19 protein-coding genes are annotated in these 18,273 nt (G+C 60.8%); 9 read left to right on the top strand and 10 right to left on the bottom strand.

The annotated features are described in order from the left end of the window. The first annotated feature begins 336 nt into the window (after positions 1-336). A complete protein-coding gene (locus ASE94_RS02620; RefSeq protein WP_062629091.1) occupies positions 337-1,389 on the top strand; it encodes an A/G-specific adenine glycosylase in 1,053 nt (350 codons plus the stop codon). Between the two features lie 30 nt (positions 1,390-1,419). Here the strand turns inward: ASE94_RS02620 and ASE94_RS02615 are convergent, their stop codons facing one another. Continuing rightward, positions 1,420-1,599, bottom strand: coding sequence for a hypothetical protein (locus tag ASE94_RS02615; protein ID WP_061907831.1), 180 nt, complete (start codon positions 1,597-1,599; stop codon positions 1,420-1,422). 81 nt (positions 1,600-1,680) lie between these two features. Further along, positions 1,681-1,896 carry a cold-shock protein gene (locus ASE94_RS02610; protein ID WP_061907832.1) on the bottom strand — a complete coding sequence of 72 codons (216 nt, stop codon included), beginning with the start codon at positions 1,894-1,896 and terminating at the stop codon, positions 1,681-1,683. Positions 1,897-2,297: 401 nt separating this feature from the next. Here ASE94_RS02610 and ASE94_RS02605 point away from each other — a divergent pair, with 401 nt between their 5' ends. From ASE94_RS02605 to ASE94_RS02590, 4 genes are all read left to right on the top strand, one after another. Further along, complete coding sequence (locus ASE94_RS02605) at positions 2,298-3,125, top strand: hypothetical protein (RefSeq protein ID WP_062629090.1); 828 nt, start codon at positions 2,298-2,300, stop codon at positions 3,123-3,125. Beyond that, entirely contained in the window at positions 3,122-4,132 is a 1,011-nt protein-coding gene (locus ASE94_RS02600) for a hypothetical protein (RefSeq protein ID WP_062629089.1), read from the top strand. Before ASE94_RS02605 ends, ASE94_RS02600 begins: the two co-directional genes overlap by 4 nt. A gap of 20 nt (positions 4,133-4,152) precedes the next feature. After that, a complete protein-coding gene (locus ASE94_RS02595) occupies positions 4,153-4,686 on the top strand; it encodes a YcxB family protein (protein ID WP_062629088.1) in 534 nt (177 codons plus the stop codon). A gap of 63 nt (positions 4,687-4,749) precedes the next feature. After that, positions 4,750-4,983, top strand: coding sequence for a hypothetical protein (locus tag ASE94_RS02590; RefSeq protein ID WP_062629087.1), 234 nt, complete (start codon positions 4,750-4,752; stop codon positions 4,981-4,983). Positions 4,984-4,985: 2 nt separating this feature from the next. Here ASE94_RS02590 and ASE94_RS02585 read toward each other — a convergent pair whose 3' ends face one another. The 3 genes from ASE94_RS02585 to ASE94_RS02575 form a co-directional block, all read right to left on the bottom strand. Next, positions 4,986-5,795 carry an alpha/beta hydrolase gene (locus ASE94_RS02585; protein WP_244483927.1) on the bottom strand — a complete coding sequence of 270 codons (810 nt, stop codon included), beginning with the start codon at positions 5,793-5,795 and terminating at the stop codon, positions 4,986-4,988. 190 nt (positions 5,796-5,985) lie between these two features. Next, entirely contained in the window at positions 5,986-7,119 is a 1,134-nt protein-coding gene (locus tag ASE94_RS02580) for a site-specific DNA-methyltransferase (protein WP_062629085.1), read from the bottom strand. A gap of 82 nt (positions 7,120-7,201) precedes the next feature. Continuing rightward, complete coding sequence (locus ASE94_RS02575) at positions 7,202-7,903, bottom strand: ribonuclease HII (RefSeq protein WP_062629084.1); 702 nt, start codon at positions 7,901-7,903, stop codon at positions 7,202-7,204. An 84-nt stretch (positions 7,904-7,987) separates the two neighbouring features. On the opposite strand from ASE94_RS02575, the gene ASE94_RS02570 reads away from it, so the two are divergent. After that, positions 7,988-8,569: a hypothetical protein gene (locus tag ASE94_RS02570; RefSeq protein WP_062629083.1), complete on the top strand. Its 582-nt coding sequence runs from the start codon at positions 7,988-7,990 to the stop codon at positions 8,567-8,569. A 79-nt stretch (positions 8,570-8,648) separates the two neighbouring features. Next, a complete protein-coding gene (locus ASE94_RS02565) occupies positions 8,649-9,341 on the top strand; it encodes an HAD-IA family hydrolase (protein WP_062629082.1) in 693 nt (230 codons plus the stop codon). Positions 9,342-9,458: 117 nt separating this feature from the next. Here ASE94_RS02565 and ASE94_RS02560 read toward each other — a convergent pair whose 3' ends face one another. Further along, positions 9,459-10,607 (bottom strand): PA0069 family radical SAM protein, encoded by a 1,149-nt coding sequence (locus ASE94_RS02560; protein WP_062629081.1) that lies wholly within the window; start codon positions 10,605-10,607, stop codon positions 9,459-9,461. Between the two features lie 351 nt (positions 10,608-10,958). On the opposite strand from ASE94_RS02560, the gene ASE94_RS02555 reads away from it, so the two are divergent. Continuing rightward, positions 10,959-12,440 carry an MDR family MFS transporter gene (locus ASE94_RS02555; protein WP_062629080.1) on the top strand — a complete coding sequence of 494 codons (1,482 nt, stop codon included), beginning with the start codon at positions 10,959-10,961 and terminating at the stop codon, positions 12,438-12,440. Positions 12,441-12,483: 43 nt separating this feature from the next. On the opposite strand, the gene ASE94_RS02550 is transcribed toward ASE94_RS02555, so the two are convergent. The 4 genes from ASE94_RS02550 to ASE94_RS02535 all read right to left on the bottom strand — a co-directional run bounded on the left by ASE94_RS02550 (position 12,484) and on the right by ASE94_RS02535 (position 16,502). Continuing rightward, positions 12,484-13,437 carry a glutathione S-transferase family protein gene (locus tag ASE94_RS02550; RefSeq protein WP_062629100.1) on the bottom strand — a complete coding sequence of 318 codons (954 nt, stop codon included), beginning with the start codon at positions 13,435-13,437 and terminating at the stop codon, positions 12,484-12,486. A gap of 108 nt (positions 13,438-13,545) precedes the next feature. Further along, complete coding sequence (gene moaB, locus ASE94_RS02545; protein ID WP_062629079.1) at positions 13,546-14,082, bottom strand: molybdenum cofactor biosynthesis protein B; 537 nt, start codon at positions 14,080-14,082, stop codon at positions 13,546-13,548. Continuing rightward, positions 14,060-15,391, bottom strand: coding sequence for an MFS transporter (locus ASE94_RS02540; protein ID WP_062629078.1), 1,332 nt, complete (start codon positions 15,389-15,391; stop codon positions 14,060-14,062). The genes moaB and ASE94_RS02540 overlap by 23 nt, the downstream gene beginning before the upstream one ends. Positions 15,392-15,692: 301 nt before the next feature. Continuing rightward, entirely contained in the window at positions 15,693-16,502 is an 810-nt protein-coding gene (locus ASE94_RS02535; RefSeq protein ID WP_062629077.1) for a uracil-DNA glycosylase, read from the bottom strand. 66 nt (positions 16,503-16,568) lie between these two features. Here ASE94_RS02535 and ASE94_RS02530 point away from each other — a divergent pair, with 66 nt between their 5' ends. Further along, a complete protein-coding gene (locus ASE94_RS02530) occupies positions 16,569-18,215 on the top strand; it encodes an electron transfer flavoprotein-ubiquinone oxidoreductase (protein ID WP_062629076.1) in 1,647 nt (548 codons plus the stop codon). The last annotated feature ends 58 nt before the right edge of the window (positions 18,216-18,273 follow it).

Genomic DNA, 18,273 nt, shown 5'->3' with positions numbered 1-18,273 from the left:
ATGACCAAGGGCCAATCGATCGCCCTCCCGGAACCAATCTCGCACACTTTCAACAGACAAGGGTCACGGACCCACGTGCAGTAGCTTGTGGCTCTCGCATTGGCCCTCGGGTCAAGCCCGAGGGAAGTAGAGTGGGTGTGGGAGAGGCGGTGGCGAAGGCAATCGGTCGGCTAACTTCACAACGTCATTAGCGCGAAAAGTCGGAATCGTGCCTCCGGGGAAATGGATTCCCGCTTTCGCGGGAATGACGCCAAGGATTTAGAGTGCGGTGAACATTGGAGGTGCCAGCAATCACCATACTTGCGGCGCATTGGCCGGAGCCTATATCCCTGCACCATGCCCCTCATCGATCCCCATCCCATCGACGCTGCTGCAGTTCTTGTCTGGTATGATCGGCATGCGCGGGATTTGCCGTGGCGCGTGCCGCCGGCCGATCGGGCGCGCGGGGTCAGGCCGGACCCGTATCGGGTCTGGCTGAGTGAGGTGATGCTGCAGCAAACGACCGTTGCTGCTGTTCGTAATTATTTCCTGCGCTTTACCGCGCTTTGGCCGACGGTGCATGATCTTGCGGCGACGCCCCTCGACGCATTGCTGCGCGAATGGGCCGGGCTTGGCTATTATGCGCGGGCGCGCAATCTTCATGCCTGCGCCCAAGCGGTGGTGGAGCAGCATGGCGGCGTGTTTCCCAACACTTCGGCCGGTCTTCAGACGCTACCGGGGATTGGCGCCTATACCAGCGCTGCGATTGCCGCGATCTGCTTTGATGAGGAGATTGCGGTGCTCGATGGCAATCTCGACCGTGTCCTTGCGCGCTACTATGCGCTGCCGGTTCCGGTGCGTGAGGCAAAGGACGAATTGCGGGCCGCCCTGCAACTGAGCGTTCCGATGAGGTCGGGCGATTTTGCGCAGGCCATGATGGATTTGGGCGCCACGATCTGCGCGCCTCGGACCGCATCTTGTCTGATTTGTCCGCTGCAGCCGGAATGTCTTGGCACACGCACGGGCAATCCCACCATGTTTCCGATCAAGCCGGTAAAGGCGGAACGTCCGACCCGACGTGGCCATGCCTTTGTCATGACCGACGCGAGCGGCGACGTTTATCTCCAGTCTCGACCGGGCAAAGGGCTTCTTGCGGGCATGACCGAGGTGCCGACATCGGAATGGAGCGCAGAGCCTGGAGCGGTGATGCATCCCGTCGCAGCGGAGTGGCGGCACCGGGGACAGGTGGTCCACATCTTTACCCATTTCCGGCTTGAGCTCGAAATATGGTCGGCCGAAGTTATGCCAGATGAACTTGAAAATGGCTGGTGGGCACCCGCGAGCGCGCTAAAAGGCGAGGCATTGCCGACGCTGTTCAGAAAGGTGCTGGCTCAGGCGGGGTTGGAATAACGCACTTGCACGCCCGGCGCAGAGACGCGCCTATTCCGGCGAACTCGCCTTGACGAGAGCGCGCAACTGGCGCGCGAGCATCGGTCCTTCAAGCTGGCTGGCGGAATAGCCTTCGCGCGCAATGGCCTGCTTTACTTCGGTGACGCTGGTGAATTTGCCGCTTTTGGCAAGCTCGAACGCGCGTTCGAGAGCGGTGATATTTGGCTTCATATGTTTCCCCGTGGTTGAAAGCCCAATCGGGGCGAGAAAGGCCGCCGGAGGGCGGCCTATCCGTGAGCTTTAGAACGCTGCTTACTGAGCGAGCGTGAGATTGATAGCAGATTCACGGCCGTCACGACCGGTTTCTACTTCGTAGCTTACCTTGTCGTTTTCATAGAGGCCATCAACGCCTGAGCGCTGAACAGCCGAAATGTGAACGAAGTGATCCTTGCCGCCGGTTTCGGGCGTGATGAAGCCGAAACCCTTGGTGGCGTTGAAGAATTTTACAGTGCCGTTGATGCGGGACATTTTGTATTCCTGGGTAGCTCGGAGCCGAAGCGAAACGAGCGGTTTCCCCCTGCGACATGCAAGAGGGTCTAGAACGTTCGCAAGTAGATCAGAGCGCCGAGGACCGGAAATGACCGGCAGACACAGCCGACTTAGGCTGAAAACGTATGCTGCACTTATCGCATTCAATCGTGTCTTTGGCAAGGCGGGCGTTTGTCAGCCCCAGAGGCCGGCAGAGACCTAAGATATTGTTCAGAAAAAGAGACCGTCGTTTTTGATCTCAAACGATAGGACGAGGCGGCATTCTATTGTGGTCTTGAACGCCGTCGGCTCTTAAATGCTTTTTTTTCCAGCAGCGGTCGAATTATAGCCCCATCTGCGCCATCATGGTTCCGTTCGATTGGACTGTGAGATGTGTCTTGATGAAGCGCGCCCTTTTCGCCCTTTGCTGCCTCTTCGCCCAAATTCCCGGAGCGAGCGCAGCTTTGGCAGAGGACCTCGACGACTTTTTGGTGGGGCAGGGTTGCGCGATTGGCCCGGAGACCACTGACCTTGCTGTCGCGGCAGGGTTTTCCGCAGACGCACTGAGCGCGGTGGTTACCGAAGCGGAAGACGATCCCGAAACCTTTCGGACAGGAGACTGGATTGTGCTGCCGCCGACCCTTTGCGTCATCGCGCCGCCAGCGGTGAAAAGTCAGATCCGGATCGACGATCCTGAGGTCGTGGCCGTCACCTCGGGGATTGACGACTATGCTAAATTTGGCGAGCGCGGCTGTTTCCTTGATGGTCCTGGGCTGCCCAGCACAGTGCAACAGACACGAGGCTGGGATGCTGAAACGACGAACACAGAGTATATGCGCTTCCTCGCCGAGAACCTGCGGGCGGGCACGATTGCGTTTTTCAAGGACGATCCACTGAGCACGCCGGTGGGCATCCAGGTGCTGACCGGCGAATGCGCCGATGTGCCCAATATTTCAGAAATTCGGGCCAATCAGGCGCTGCGTGATCGTTATTTCGATGATCTCATCCGCGAAAACGCGACGAAAGTTGGCTGTGAGGAGGATGGTGGGCCGGGCATTGCGTTCATGGAACTCGCTGCCGAACGCACGAAGGGCAAAAATACCAATGCGTGGCTGTTTGCGGAGGTAAGGTTCATTGCCATGGGCGCGGGCTGGTATGCGGGCATGAGCGCGACCGAAAGGGGCACGCCGCGTCCACCGCTTTGCAACTACGAAACGCCGCGGCCATGAATATCTTGCGCGATCTGTTCGGCCCGAAGTCGAAGAGGGCTGTGTCCGCGCCGGACGGTCCGCCTGCGCGGGACCTTGCCGGTAGCGGAAGAGAAAATCCGATCACGGCCTTGCTGACTGCCTGGCGGCTGCCGCTCGATGAGCCGCGTTCGGTGATCGAAGCGCGCAATGGCATCGTTTCGGACCCGATTTATAATTGGCCGACTTTGCTGCTGCCGGAGGCAGAGCAATTGCCGGGGGCAATGCGGCCATGGGCGGCCTATGTCCATGATCGCACACCGCCGCAATTCCCGATCAGCCGCTTTAGCGGCCTTGTCTGGCTGGCGGACGATGCGGATTTCAATCTCCGTCGCACCGGCGAGCACATCGCCAAAACCCTTGGCCCGGCGCCGATCGGCCGTCGCTGGAACACGGTTGTGGCGTCCTGGACCTCGGACCTGGCGGAAATCCGGCTGACGGCGTGGCCGCCGCATCTGCAATCGGACAATCTCCAGAACCCCGCGGAGGAGCGCAATCCGCGCCTGCGGTCCGCGTGCCATGTGGAAATCGCCACGGGGCTTTGCCTGACGCTGAGCGAAGTGGAGAGGCAATGGGTTTCGTCGAGCCAGCGGCTCCGGCCGCTTTCGATTGGCGGCACTCCACCGCAATCCAGCGCGCCACTGGAGACGCAGCTCGAATATGCCCGTCGACTGGAGGCGGGGATTAGTACCGAGCCCAGGCTGAGCATAGCGGCAGGCGGCGAGGCCTTGGTGGTTCTCTCGAGCCAACTCTACGTCATCCCGCGATCGGCCATTCGCCGACTGGAGGTTGTCCGCCTAACACCTGCCAAAGGCAGCGGCGGCGCCACGCTCTACGCCATTTGCGACAGTGCCGCGCCAAACTCCGAGGGCCAGTCGCTCTTTCTTGCCGCCGATCCCAAGACCGATGGGCTCAATGAATTTGCGCAAAACCTTGCGGACCAGATCGGTTGTCCGCTCGATATCGGACCAGCTTTTGCCGATTGCTGACATTCAATCCCGAGATCAGAATGAACCGTACCGCCGACATCCAACTGCTTCCGCACGATCTGGCCGACGCCAACAAGCTGCAATTCATCAATTCATTGCGGCGGCCGCGCGGGATTTTGAGCGTTTTGTTTCTCTCGGCTGCCCTCTCGACGATATTCGGCCTTCTGGTTTGGGACGCGGGCAATGCCCTCCCCATTGCCGCCTTCACGATCGTTTCGCCGCTGGCCGTGCTTGCCGGGCCGGCCTTTGTGGTCTGGGTCATCAATCCGGGCACGGCGCGCCGGATTTTCAAGCAGCAGGCAAGCCTCAGAAAGCCCTATGCGATCGCTTGGGACGAGGCCCACTATCTGGCTCATTCCGATCTCGGCAATACGAAGCTGCCTTGGAGCGATCTTTTCCGCGTCGAGCACAACGACAAGCTGATCGTGCTATTTGAATCGCAGAACCTGCGCCGCATCATTCCACTACGCTTTCTGTCACCCGAGCAGCGCGCCGACATCGAAGGCGTCATCGCAGCGGCTGCGCCGCAGGCGATGGCGCGAGGCCTTGGCTGACCAAACCATTTTCCTGGGAGCGACGGGCAGGTTCGCGCATTCTTCTTGAAAGAGGAGATGCGAATGGATGCTTCCAAGGGAAATTTTACGGGTCGCTGGCTGCATGAGGGTGATTGGCAGGGCAAGGATTTCAGCCACGAATTTGCCGAATACGATCATGACGAGCACCCCGGCGCGCAAGGGGCAACGCCGATGCGCCATGCCTATGTCGAGCAGGGCGGGCAGCATGTGGCTGTCTGGGTGCCGGCGGAATGGTCGGATGCGCAGGTGAGACAGGCTCTGGAATCCAACTGGTAAGCTCAGGGCTTAAGGTTGGAGGCTAGGAATTTCGCCACGTCGTCGAGCACCGGCGCCATGCCGCGCCCCGGACGGCTCAAGGCGATGAGGGTCTGTGGGTGGCCGAGTTGCGGATAATGTTTTTCCTCAACGGTGACACCTACACCGCGCAGCCGCTTGGCCAAGGCTACGGTGTTTCTGGGGTAGACCAGCCCGTCTTTTTCGCCGGTTCCGAGGAACATGGGGGCGGCTGTGTGCCTGACATGCTCGATGGGCTGGGTGTCGCGCGGATGGGGGACGGCGCCAAAGGTGCGCATGGTGATTTTGCCGTCGAAGGGAAAGAAATCATACGGCCCTGACAGCCCGACGACGCAGCGCACGCTCTTGGCTAGAGTTGACTGCGCCAAATAATCCGGATGAAGCGCGAGCATGGTGGCGTTATAGGCGCCCGCCGAATGGCCCATGAGGCCGATCCGTGAGGAGTCCCCGCCAAATTCCGAAATATTGGCTTCGACCCATTTCAAGGCGATGAAGCAATCATCGAGGAAGGCCGGATATTCTACTTCGGGCAGCAGGCGATAATCGGCGACGACGGTTACATAGCCGAGGGCAGCGAGCGCGCGGCCGGCAAAATCGTAATTGTGCCGATCCCCATCCATCCAGGAGCCGCCATAGATGAAAAAGACCACCGGCAGCGGCCCAGAAGGGTTGCGCGGCGCATAGATATCGAGCTTTTGGCGCGGCTCAGCGCCGTAGGCAAGGTCGCGTGCGATCTTCTCAGATCCCGCGTCCTTCGGGGTTAAAGCATTGAATATCTGAAGCAACGACCACACGGCTAACGCCCTCACCAAACCGACGCAGCAACGTCAGCGAGGACGAAAATGTTTCGTCTCCTGTTTGTTCGCGCGTCGATTTATTGAATGGCTATCGCCGCGGGGCGCGGCATCACGTTTTCCGAAAACAAAAAGGCCGCTGGGGCAAACCAGCGGCCAGTTTAAGAGCCTGAGTGATTGGAGGTCAGGATCAGGCAGAAAGCAAATCAAGTTTTTGGCGCACACTTGCCCGGAGGACATCGATGGGCTCGGTTACGCCAAGAAAGTCGTGGTGCCAGAAGGTCCACCCGTTGCATGCCTCAGCACCCTGAACCAATGCGCCGACCTTGTGGATTGACCCTTGGTGCGGACCTGAGACGAGCGAGCCGTCTGCACGAACCATGGCAGAGTAACGTTTCGTTAAGTCGAAAAGTTGCGCACCCGGTTCGATCAAGCCTTGTTCAACGAGCGACCCGAACGGAATGCGGGTTTCCTTGCGCTTCGGGGTGACCGATTGCAGCGCATCGAACACTGCCGGACGGATCGAGGCGATGCGCTGGCGGGCCGCTGCGACATAGGTGTCCTCGCGCTCGATGCCGATGAAGTGGCGGCCAAGCTTGCGGGCGACGGCGCCGGTTGTGCCGGTGCCGAAGAACGGGTCGAGCACGATATCGCCCGGCTTGGTCGTCGCATTGAGAATGCGGAACAACAGGGCTTCGGGCTTTTGGGTCGGATGAACCTTGCCGTCGTCTTCGTCTTTCAGACGTTCGGCGCCGGTGCAGATCGGGAAGAGCCAATCGGACCGCATCTGCGTGTCGTCATTGGCAAGCTTCATGGCTTCATAATTGAAGGTCACGCGGCTCTTCTGGCTTTTCGAGGCCCAGATCAGCGTTTCGTGCGCATTGGTGAACCGGGTGCCACGGAAATTGGGCATCGGGTTGGCCTTGCGCCAGATGACGTCGTTGAGCATCCAGAAATCGAGATCCTGGAGCGCCGTGCCGACGCGGAAGATATTGTGATAAGAGCCGATGACCCAGAGGGCGCCATCGGGCTTCAGGACGCGGCGGGCGGCCTTCAGCCAGCCGCGAGTAAAGGCGTCATAGTGGGCAAACGAATCGAACTTGTCCCAATCATCATCGACCGCATCGACCTTTGACTGGTCGGGGCGCGTGAGCCCCTCGGCCAGTTGCAGGTTATAGGGCGGATCGGCAAAGATGAGATCGACGGAGCCGGCCGGCAAGGCATTCATGTGGTCGATGCAATCGCCCACAAGAATGGTGTCGATCGGAAGGCGAACAGCCTCCTCCGCATCGGCCAACGGGGCCGTACGCGCGGTACGCAACATGCAACTATCCCTAACGCAGTACTAACCCTGCCTTTGTACTTTGTCAGGGTTAATGGAGCGTTCGCAAGGGGTTAGCGAGGGGTTAACTCTCGACTACAACCACGGTCTGCGTGACGAGAAGCGCGGCTACCGGGGCAAAAGCCGAGCGGTGATGGCGGCAAGGGCCGTGCAAATTCAACGCCTTGAGGTGGGCCGCCGTGCCATAGCCCTTGTGGCCGGCAAAGCCGAAATTTGGCGCGTCGCAATCCATGATTGCGCACATGCGATCACGCATCACTTTGGCAACGATGGAGGCGGCGGCGATCGAGACGCTGCGGCCATCGCCCCCGATCAGCGCAATGCCGGGGCAGGCGAGCATGGGCGGCACATCGCGGCCATCGACGAGGACGCAATCGGCAGCGCAGGGAAGGGCGCGAACGGCGCGGGCCATGGCGGCGAGAGTGGCGCCGCGGATATTGAGGCTGAGGATGTCCGAGGGCGGGGCGCTGACAACGGACACATCGGCGACGGCAAGAATTTCGGCAAAGAGCTCTTCGCGTCGTTCGGCGGTGAGTTTTTTGGAGTCGTTGAGACCTTGTGGGATGCGTTCGGGGTCGAGACGCACGGCGGCAACGACGACGGGCCCGGCAAGGGGGCCGCGGCCGGCTTCATCGACACCGACGACGCACTGCGCACCACGGGCATAGGCCATGGCTTCGTGGGAGAAATCGGGGAAATCGGCCTCGGGCGCGAAGAGCTCTGCGCTGGTTTCCAAAATTGCTGCTGTTGCCGCCTTGCGTGCCATCAGCTCCTGCCGGTCATCGTCTGGTCTTTTTCTCAGGCGCACTGGTATAAGAGTCTGGCCGGGGGGCAAAGACGAGAGTTTGTTATGCGCTTCGCCATCGCCCTTGCCGCCCTCATCGCCTTCGCCGCGCCTGGTATGGCTCAGCCTTTCCATCATCCCTATGGCGAATGGCGCGAATATTTTCGCGATTGGCTTGCCTCGTGCCCCGACAATATCAACGAGGATGCGACCGACTTTTATGGCTATTCCTGCTTTGCCAGCACAGGGAGCCAGACGAGGAACAGCGCCAATCTGCCGGCCTATAAGCTGACGCTGATCCGCAACCGGCTCGACGGCACGCTCGATGTGGCGATCACCATTGCGACCGACAAAACCGCCTATGACGAGACGCGCCCGATGCGGCTGCTGTTTTCCGGCTCGGTTCCGGTGATGCTCAATATGGGCGCGGAAATCGAGACGCGTTTTAACACGACCAACCAGTATTTCGTCGCCGATCCCGAGCTGGCGCTGAGCCTGATCGAGCAGATGAAAGAGCGTACATCGCTCAAGCTCGTCGTGCCGATTGTCGGCGAGGGTAAGCCGGCTGAAATCTGGCTGTCGCTACAGGGCGTCATGGCCTCGCTCGATTTCATGGCGACCAATGCGCGCAAGATCGCGCAATACTGAGACACCCCCTAAGCCAACAGAGCTGTTGACGAATGCGCTGCGTTCGTGTGGTTTCGCGCCGCTTATTTAGGGACGAACCATGACACTCAAGCCTGGCGCTGGCCTGCTTTTCGATATCGATGGCACTCTCGTGGAAAGCGATCCGCTGCATCTCGAGGCTTTCAACCGAGCCTTTGCGCCCTATGGTCATCATTTCGATCGGGAGCGCTTTGGGCGGGAATTGCAGGGGCTCGCCAATGAGGCGATCGGCGCGCGCTTTTTGCCGGGCGAGACCAAAGAGCGGCAGTGGGACATCATGATGAGCAAGGAAGCGCTGTTCCGCGAACTCGCTTCTGAAGGGATCGAACCGGTGCATGGCCTGTTCGAATTGCTCGACTGGGCGGATTCGATCGGTTTGCCGGCAGTGGCGGTGACCAATGCACCGCGGGATAATGCTGAGCAGTTGTTGAATTCGATCGGCGCGCGGCACCGGTTCAAGGGCCTGGTGATCGCGGACGAGCTGGAACACGGCAAGCCGCATCCTCTGCCTTATCTTGAGGGTCTGCGGATCTTGGGGGCGGATGCGGCGAATTGCGTGGCGTTTGAGGATTCGCGCACAGGGCTGAAATCGGCCACGTCGGCAGGGATTGCGACGATCGGTATGGCGACGGGGCTTGAGCCGGCGCAATTGGTCGAGGCCGGGGCGACGCTGGCGGCGCGGGATTATCGGGATGCGGCGTTGCTGGAGTTTATCGCTGAGCGTGTCGCGGCGAGTGAGGCTTTAAGCCTTTGACGACGTCATTGCCCGGCTTGTCCGGGCAATCCACTTTGCCTCGATATGGACCACCCGGACAAGCCGGGTGGTGACGGCCACCACTATTCCGGCCGTCCCAAAACAAAGGTGAAAAACCTAAAACAAGCTCATCTGTTTGCTTTCGAGCTGGGGCTGGATGAAGAGGTCGGTGCGGAGGCTCGGGAGTTTGGCGTCGAGTTCGTAGCGTTCGCGGGCTTTTTCGAAGCGTTGGCGGAGGAGGGTGGCGTAGGGGCCTTCGCCGGTCATGCGCGTGCCGAAGCGGGAGTCATAGTCCTTCCCGCCGCGGGTGTCGCGGACGAGCGAGAGAACATGGCGGACCCGATCGGGGAAGTGGCGAAGGAGCCATTCGCGAAACACGTCGCGGACTTCGCCGGGCAGGCGGAGGAGGATCATTGAGGCGCTGAGCGCGCCCTGGGCTTTGCCGGCATCGAGAATGCGTTCGAGTTCCATGTCGTTGATCGCCGGGATCATCGGTGAGGCAAAGATCGCGGTGGGCACGCCGGCTTCGCTGAGGAGCCGGATGGCTTCGAGGCGACGGGCAGGCGAGGACGCGCGCGGCTCCATCTTGCGGCTGAGTTTGTGATCCATCGATGTCACCGAAATCGCGACTTTCACGAGACCCAGTTTGGCCAATTCGGTCAGGAGATCGAGATCGCGCAGGATCAGCGCCGACTTGGTGGTGATCATCACCGGATGGCGCGTTTCGAGCATGACCTCGAGGATGGAGCGAGTCAGCTTATGCTTGCGTTCAGCCGGCTGATAGGGATCGGTATTGGTGCCCATGGCGATGGGTTTGGGCCGATAGGACTTGGCCGACAGTTCGGCGCGCAAGGCTTCGACAGCATTGGTCTTGACGTAGATCTCGCGCTCGAAATCGACGCCCGCCGAATGGCCGAGATAGGCGTGAGTGGGGCGGGCATAGCAATAGGAACAGCCGTGCTCGCAGCCGCGATAGGCGTTGATCGAGCGCTCGAAACCGATATCGGGGCTGTCATTGCTGGTGATGATGGATTTGGCGCGCTCGGCATGTTCGACCGTTTCAAAGGTCGGCAGAGTTTCGACCGAACCCCAGCCATCGTCGAAATTCTCGCGCGCATGGATTTCGAAGCGCCCGGACCGGTTGGTCTGGGCGCCACGACCGCGGATGCGATCGGAATTGAGCAGCTCGCGCCGGGCGAGGTCCGCATCGCGGCTCTGGCTCAAGCGTTCAAGGGCTTCGAAAGACGGGGCCTGATAGAGGGCCATGAGAAATCTCCCTAATCCCAGCACGCTTCGGAATCGAACCGGGAACAGCACCGAATCTAGCAATCGGAATGGAACGCAACAAGAACAAAGTTCTACTTATGTTCTCACTTTTTGTTTCGCATTGCAGCGTTGCGACGCTCGGACTGGACGCTTTGAAGCGGAGATCCTATCAAGGGCAACTGTTTAAGGGGTGGCGCATCGGGACCAGACGATCGGGCCTGAATATGCTTCCAATCGGCCAGCAATTTGTGGCTGCTGACATCCCCTGTCGCGGAAAAAAAAAGAGCGATGTCGAACCGTAAAGACGCGGAGCGTCGTACGGATGTCGCGCGCTTGAGAGAGGGTTTGGAAATGACAACTGATACTGTTGGCTTCGATGGCTTGCCGCAAAGCGCACCGCACCATCCGGACAATGCCGCGCGCAATCGGCTGGTGATCGCGCTTTTGCTGGTGTCGACCTTCGTGGTGTTTCTCAACGAAACCATCATGAGCGTCGCCATTCCGCACCTGATGACCGATCTCGATATCAGCGCCAGCACCGCGCAGTGGCTGACGACGGCATTCCTGCTGACCATGGCTGTGGTGATCCCGATCACGGGCTTTCTGCTGCAGCGGCTCAATACGCGGCCGATCTATATGATCGCCATGACGGTCTTTGCCGTGGGTACGGCGATCTGCGCCGTATCGCCGGGGATCGAATTGCTGATCGTCGGGCGTGTGGTGCAGGCCATTGGTACGGCCATCATGATGCCGCTGCTGATGACCACCGTCATGACGCTGGTGCCTGCCGAAAGTCGCGGCAAGATCATGGGCAATATCTCGATCGTCATGTCGGTGGCGCCGGCCATCGGCCCGACCATCGGCGGGTTTATCCTTGCCCATTTCGACTGGCGCTTCATGTTCTATTTCACCCTGCCCATCGCGATCCTAGCGCTCGTGATCGGGGCGAGCCGTATCCGCAATGTGTCGACGCCGCGCTTCGCGCCGCTCGATATCCTGTCGGTAATCCTCTCGGCCTTTGCCTTTGGCGGCATCGTCTATGGGCTCTCGAGCCTCGGGGAAGGCGCAGAGCATGGCTCGGCGGTCCCGGCCTGGGTTCCGATCGTCGTGGGTGTGGTTTCGATGGCGCTGTTTGTGCAGCGTCAGTTCGGCCTGCAGAATGACGACAAGGCGCTGCTCGATCTGCGGACCCTCCAGCACCGGAATTATACGCTGGCGCTGATCACCATGGCGATCGCGATGGTGGCGCTGCTTGGTAGCTCGATCCTCTTGCCGATCTATACCCAGAAGGTGCTTGGCCTCGATACGCTGCAGACGGGCATGATCCTGCTGCCGGGCGGCCTGCTCATGGGTGTGCTTGGGCCTGTCGTCGGCCGGCTTTATGACCGGGTGGGGCCGCGGCCGCTTCTGGTGCCCGGCGTAATCGCCGTGTCGGCGGTGATGTGGGCGCTGACCATGGTCAGCCAATATACCCCGATCTGGGGCGTGATCGCCGGCCATATCGTCCTCAGCATTGGTCTGGCTTTCACCTTCACCCCACTCTTCACCTCGTCGATGAGCTCGGTGCCGCCAAAATTCTATTCGCATGCGAGCGCTATTCTGGGCTCGGTACAGCAGGTGGCGGGTGCCGCGGGTATCGCGCTTTTCGTGGCGGTGATGAGCCTGCAGACCGCTTCGGGTGCTGCCGCCGGGCTTGGTGAAGTCGATGCACTGGCCGCCGGTATTCGTGCGGGCTTCCTCTGCGGTGCAGTGGTTTCGGTGCTGATGATCGTTGCGGCCTTCTTCGTGAAGAAGCCGGAAGGCGGTCACGGCGGCCCGGCAATGGGCCACTAGAAACACGAAGGGCCGGGTTCAACCCCGGCCCTTTTTCTTTGCCCTATTTGGCGGCTGGCTCGTAAAGCCCAGGAATGGCGGGACCGCGTGGGACGATGCCATTGGGGTTGAGCGTCTTGATCGAATAATAGCCGCGCTTGATGTGGTCGATATCGACCGTGGCGCGCACGCCCGGCACGTCGAGCACGCGCAGCATATAGGCCTGCAGGTTCGGATAATCGGCGATGCGCTTGAGATTGGTCTTGAAGAGGCCGTGATACGCGGCATCGAACCGAACAAGCGTCACGAAGGCGCGGATGTCGGTTTCGGTCAGCGCTTCGCCGAAGAGGAATGACTTGCCCTCGAGCTTGTCTTCAAGCGTGTCGAGCGCTTCAAAGACATCGGCATAGGCTTCGTCATAGGCTTGCTGGGTGGTGGCAAAGCCGGCGCGATAGACGCCATTGTTGAGGCGCGGATAGATATAGTCGTTGAGGGCGTCGATCTCGGCGCGGAAGGTTTCCGGGTAGAGATCGTATTGGTTGGACGCCAAGGCGCCGAAGCCAGAATTGAGCATGCGGAGGATATCCGCGCTCTCGTTGTTGACGATGGTGCCAAGCTTCTTGTCCCAGAGCACCGGCACGGTGGCGCGGCCGCTGACCTCAGGATCGGCCTTGGTGTAGATCTCGTGCATATAGGTGGCGCCATTGATCGGATCGGGCTGAGCAAAGCGCCAACCTTCGGCGCTGAGCTCGGGCTCAACGATCGACACGCTGATGACCTCTTCGAGGCCCTTGAGAGTGCGACCGATGAGGGTGCGCGAGGCCCAGGGGCAGATGAGCGCGACATAGAGGTGATAGCGACCGGCCTCGGCGGCAAAGCCGGCTTCGCCGGTCGGGCCGGCGCTGCCGTCTGGCGTGACCCAATTGCGGAAGGACGAGGTCTGGCGCACGAAACCACCCTTGGCGTCGACACCCTGAACCGGCTGCCAGTCGGCAGTCCATTTTCCGTTGACGAGCATGGCAAAAACCCTTTCCGCATCGCGCTGTTGCTTGCCCTGCAAGTGCGCTTCAAAGCGGATCGGGTAAAGGCCTCAGTGCCGAACGGGTTGTTCGACAGGGATTGAAAGTCAGCTTTCGCTAAGGCGCGGCATCAATTCGACGAAGTTGCAGGGCTTATGCCGGTAGTCGAGCTGATGGGTCAGAATGCCTTCCCAGGCATCGCGGCAGGCGCCACGCGAACCGGGGAGGCTGAAGACGAAGGTGGTGCCGATGAGGCCCGCCGTAGCGCGGGACTGGAGCGAACTGGTGCCGACCGTTGTTGCCGAATATTGATGGAAGAGGACGGAAAACCCTTCCATCCGCTTGTCGAACAGCGGCTCGACCGCTTCCGGCGTAACGTCGCGGCCGGAAAAGCCAGTGCCGCCGGTGGTGAGGATGACGTCGACTTTCGGATCGGCGACATAAGCCTGAACGGCCGCGCGGATGAGCTGGATATCGTCGCGCACAACTTGTCGGTCATGGCAGCTGTGGCCATCGGCTTCGAGGAGCGACTTCAGCAGCGCGCCGCCGGTATCGGTTTCGAGCGTGCGCGTATCCGACACGGCAATGACGGCGATGGACAGCGGCTTGAACGCCCGGTCTTCAAACTGTTCCGTCTTGAACATGGCGCTTATTCTCCGGGGTCTCGATCAGTTCATCGGGCACGGCCTCTTCGGACCGCAGCACCATTTCTTCTTCCTGATCCATATCAGCGCGCGGATCGAGCACAATCGATTCTGGCGTAACCTGCTTGTCATTGCCCATGGGCTGGAAGGGCGCGCGTTCCGAGGCATCGACGCTCTTGCGCACCCGCATGCGGAGATAGGCAAAGACCGCAACGACGGCGTGGAAGATGGCCGTGATGATAAAGAGCGCGGCAGGCGAGATATTGCTCATTAGCACCGAGGCGATGGCTGGGCCGATGGCGAGACCGACGCCGAGGATGAGCAACATGCCGCCGGCGATCTTGGCAAAATTGCCGTCGCTGGCAAAGTCGTTCGCATGGGCTACGGCGATCGGATAGAGCGGGTTGGCGGCAAGGCCGTAGAGGGCAAAGAGGATATACATCATCCAGCCCGCGGCCGGATTGATAGCGACGATGAGGACACCGACGACGGCCGAACAGGCGGCAAGGCCGATCATGACAAGGCGGCGATCAATACGGTCCGAAAGGCGGCCAAAGGGGATTTGTGCGACCGCGCCGGCAATGGCGGCGATGGCAAAGAGTAGCGCGATACCGGTGGAATCAAGGCCCTGCTCATAGCCATAGACCGGGGCCAGCGTGCCGAACGAGCCATTGGCCATGCCGCAGCAGAAGGCGGCGACGGCAGCGACGGGGGAAGTTTTTATAAGAAGCGGCAGGTCGAGCTTGGCGGAGGCCAGGGGGCGCGGCTGCGGGCTCGAGGTGAGAGCAGGCGGCATCAGGGCGCAGATGAAGCTGATGGCGCCAATGACGAAGGGCAGATAGCCGGCGGTGCCGGTGATCGACATGGCCATCTGGCCGACGGTCGAGGCGGCAAGGTTGATGGTCACATAGATCGAAAAGATCATGCCGCGGCTCTTGTTGTCGGCGACTTCGTTGAGCCAGCTTTCAACGATCATGGCGGCGCCGGCAAAGCAGAAGCCGGAGAGGGCGCGCAGCACGATCCAGCCGACGTCGTTGATCCAGAGGAGATTGAGGAGGATGGTGATGGTGCCGATGGCGGCCATGACCGAGAAGGCGCGGATATGGCCAACCTTGCGCACGATCAGCGGCACGGCGATGGAGCCGGCGACAAAGCCCACCGACCAGCCTGTGCCGATCAGACCAAGAGCGAGGAGCGAAAAATGCTCCTCCGCGCCGCGCACCGAGAGCAGCAGCCCCTGCAGGCCACCTCCGAACATCAACAGAGCCGAGCCAAGAAAGAGGGCATAGATTTTGACGACGGAAGCCATGGCGCTCGAAATATGTGGGCGGTCAAACGTTGCAAATCACGCGAGGGTGACCATAACGCGACAAAGCTGAAACGATAGGGCGGAATTAGGGAAGGGTGGGAAAAAGTTGGGGTGCGGTGAGCTTCTGCTGATGGAGGCGCTCATGCAGTGAGCGTGGATCACCCCCTCCCGGCCTCCCCCATCAATGGGGAGGTGTCAGATCGAGTTTGGCGCACCTTCAATCAAAGCCACCAGCGCAGCACCTCCCCCTAGATGGGGGAGGATGGGAGGGGGTGTCGGCAAACTCGATGGCGCGGGGCGCTCAACTCAGCCCCAAACTATCCATCTTCATCTTCAAACTCAGCAGATCCGCCCAGGCCTGCTGCTTGGCCGCCGGGTTGCGCAGCAGATAGGCAGGGTGCAGCGTTGGCAGCGCCGGGACCTCGTGCGTGCCGATGGACACATCCTGCCAGCGGCCGCGCATTTTGATGATGCCGGAGGTGGTCTTGAAGACGGTCTGCATGGCGGGGCCGCCGAGCGTCATGACGAGGCGCGGGGCGACGAGTTCGACCTGGCGATTGAGGAAGGGGAGGCAAAGCTCCATTTCCTCGGGCGTCGGCGTGCGATTGCCGGGCGGGCGCCAGGGGACGGTGTTGACGATGAAGACCTTGGTGCGATCGAGGCCAATGGCGCCAAGCATGCGGTCGAGCAATTGACCCGAACGGCCGACAAAAGGTTTGCCCTGGCGATCCTCTTCGGCGCCGGGAGCTTCGCCGATCAGAACGATCTTGGCCTCGGGATTGCCATCGGCAAAGACGAGCTGGGTGGCGCGGAATTTGAGGCTGCAGCCGTTATAGGCTTCGAGAATGGTACGCAACTCGTCGAGCGACTGCGCGGTGGCGGCAAGGCGGCGTGCTTCGCTGGGGTCGCCGGTGATCGCAGCGGTGGCCGGGATCCGGGCGGGGGCATTGGGCGTTGCGGCCTGGCGTGCCTGTTGGGCAGGTTGCGGCGCGGCTGATTTGGCAAAGCGGTCGACAGGGTCTTCGCCAACGGCAAGATCCACGCCGGCGGCGCGATACCAATCCAGCACGGCAAGCAGTTCGGCCTTGTCGAGTTCTCGAACTTGAGACATGAGGCTCGTTATGTCACACCGCGCGAGAGGCGACCAGTCGCCTAAAATTCACGAGGACTAGAGAAGATGGCTGAGGCGGGCAATCGCGAGACGCTTTCGACCGATGTATTGATCGTCGGCGCCGGTCCTGCGGGGCTGGCCGCGGCCATTCGCATCAAGCAGCGCCATCCCGACATCGCCGTCACGGTGGTGGAAAAGTCTGCCGAGATCGGTGGGCACATCATTTCGGGCGCCGTGATGGACCCGGTGGGGCTCGACGCGCTCATTCCCGATTGGCGGCTGAAGGGTTCGCCGGTGGGGCCAAATGTCACCAAGGACAGCTACCACTATCTGACGGCCAAGGGCGATTTTGCGCTGCCCCATGCTTTGGTGCCGCCGCAGATGAAGACGCCGGGCGCGGTGATCGTCAGCCTCGGGCGGCTGGTGCAGTGGCTCGGCGAACAGGCGATGGAATTGGGCGTCGATATTTTTCCGATGACCGCGGCGGTCGATGTGCTGCGCAGCGGCGATGGGCCGGTGCGCGGGGTGATTACCGGGGATCTCGGGCGCGATGCCGAGGGCAATCCCAAGCCAGGCTTTGCCGAGGGCATCGCCCTGAAGGCCAAATATACGCTGATCGCGGAAGGCGCGCGCGGTTCGCTTGCCAAGGCCTTGATCGGCGACTTTGCGCTCGGCAAGGAGCCGCAGAAATATGGGCTGGGGATCAAGGAAGTCTGGCAGATCCCAGCAGATAATCACCATGCGGGCCAGGTCGACCATTATCTTGGTTTTCCGCTCGACAATGGCACGGCGGGCGGTGGTTTCGTCTATCACGCCGAGGACAACAAGCTTTATGTCGGGCTCGTTACCTATCTCGATTATGCCGATCCGACACTATCGCCCTTCGACGAATTCCAGCTGTTCAAGACGCATCCGTCGATAGCCAAGCTTTTGGAGGGCGGCACTCGCGTCAGCTATGGCGCCCGGGCGGTGACGGCTGGGGGCTGGCAATCCATTCCGACGCTGGCCTTTCCGGGCGGTGGGCTGATCGGCTGTTCGGCTGGCTTCATGAATGCCCCGCGCCTCAAGGCCATTCACAATGCCATTCTCTCGGGGATTGGTGCGGCGGATGCGGTGGGCTCGGCGATTGCAGCAGGCCGGCAGCAGGATGTGCTTGAGGATTTTGCGCAGAGTATCATGCGCACCGGCATCGAGAAGGAATTGAAGGGCGTCGCCAATGCCAAGCCGCTCTGGGGGCAGTTGGGGACGATTGCGGGGTCGCTGGCGATTGGCGCCGATCTCTGGATCGCCTCGATCTTTGGTCGCTCGCCGATCAAGCTGACCAAGCACGGGGCGCAGGACTATGCAAAACTCAAGCGGCGTAAGGATGTGGTGGGGCGCAGCTATCCACGGCCCGATGGGAAAGTGACGTTCGATCGGACGTCGTCAGTGTTTCTCGCCAATCTCGCGCATGACGAGGATCAGCCGGTGCATTTGCGCCTCGCCGATCCCAGCGTTCCGATCGAGAAAAACCTGCCGCTCTATGGCGAGCCGGCGCCGCTCTATTGCCCCGCGGGTGTTTATGAAGTTGCCCAAGAAGAGGGGCGGCCGGTCTTTAGAATTCACGCGGCAAATTGCGTGCATTGCAAGACCTGCGACATCAAGGACCCGGCCCAAAACATCACCTGGGTGCCGCCGGAAGGTGGTAGCGGGCCCAATTACAGCGGAATGTGACCGGTCAAATCATGCGTGGCCTTGCGGCGCGGCCGTAAAACAGACAATCTTTGCCGCC

The organism is Devosia sp. Leaf64 (assembly GCF_001421945.1).
Classification (GTDB): domain Bacteria; phylum Pseudomonadota; class Alphaproteobacteria; order Rhizobiales; family Devosiaceae; genus Devosia.
The sequence above is the reverse complement of the archived record's forward strand: the minus strand, read 5'-3'. Positions and strand labels throughout refer to the sequence as shown.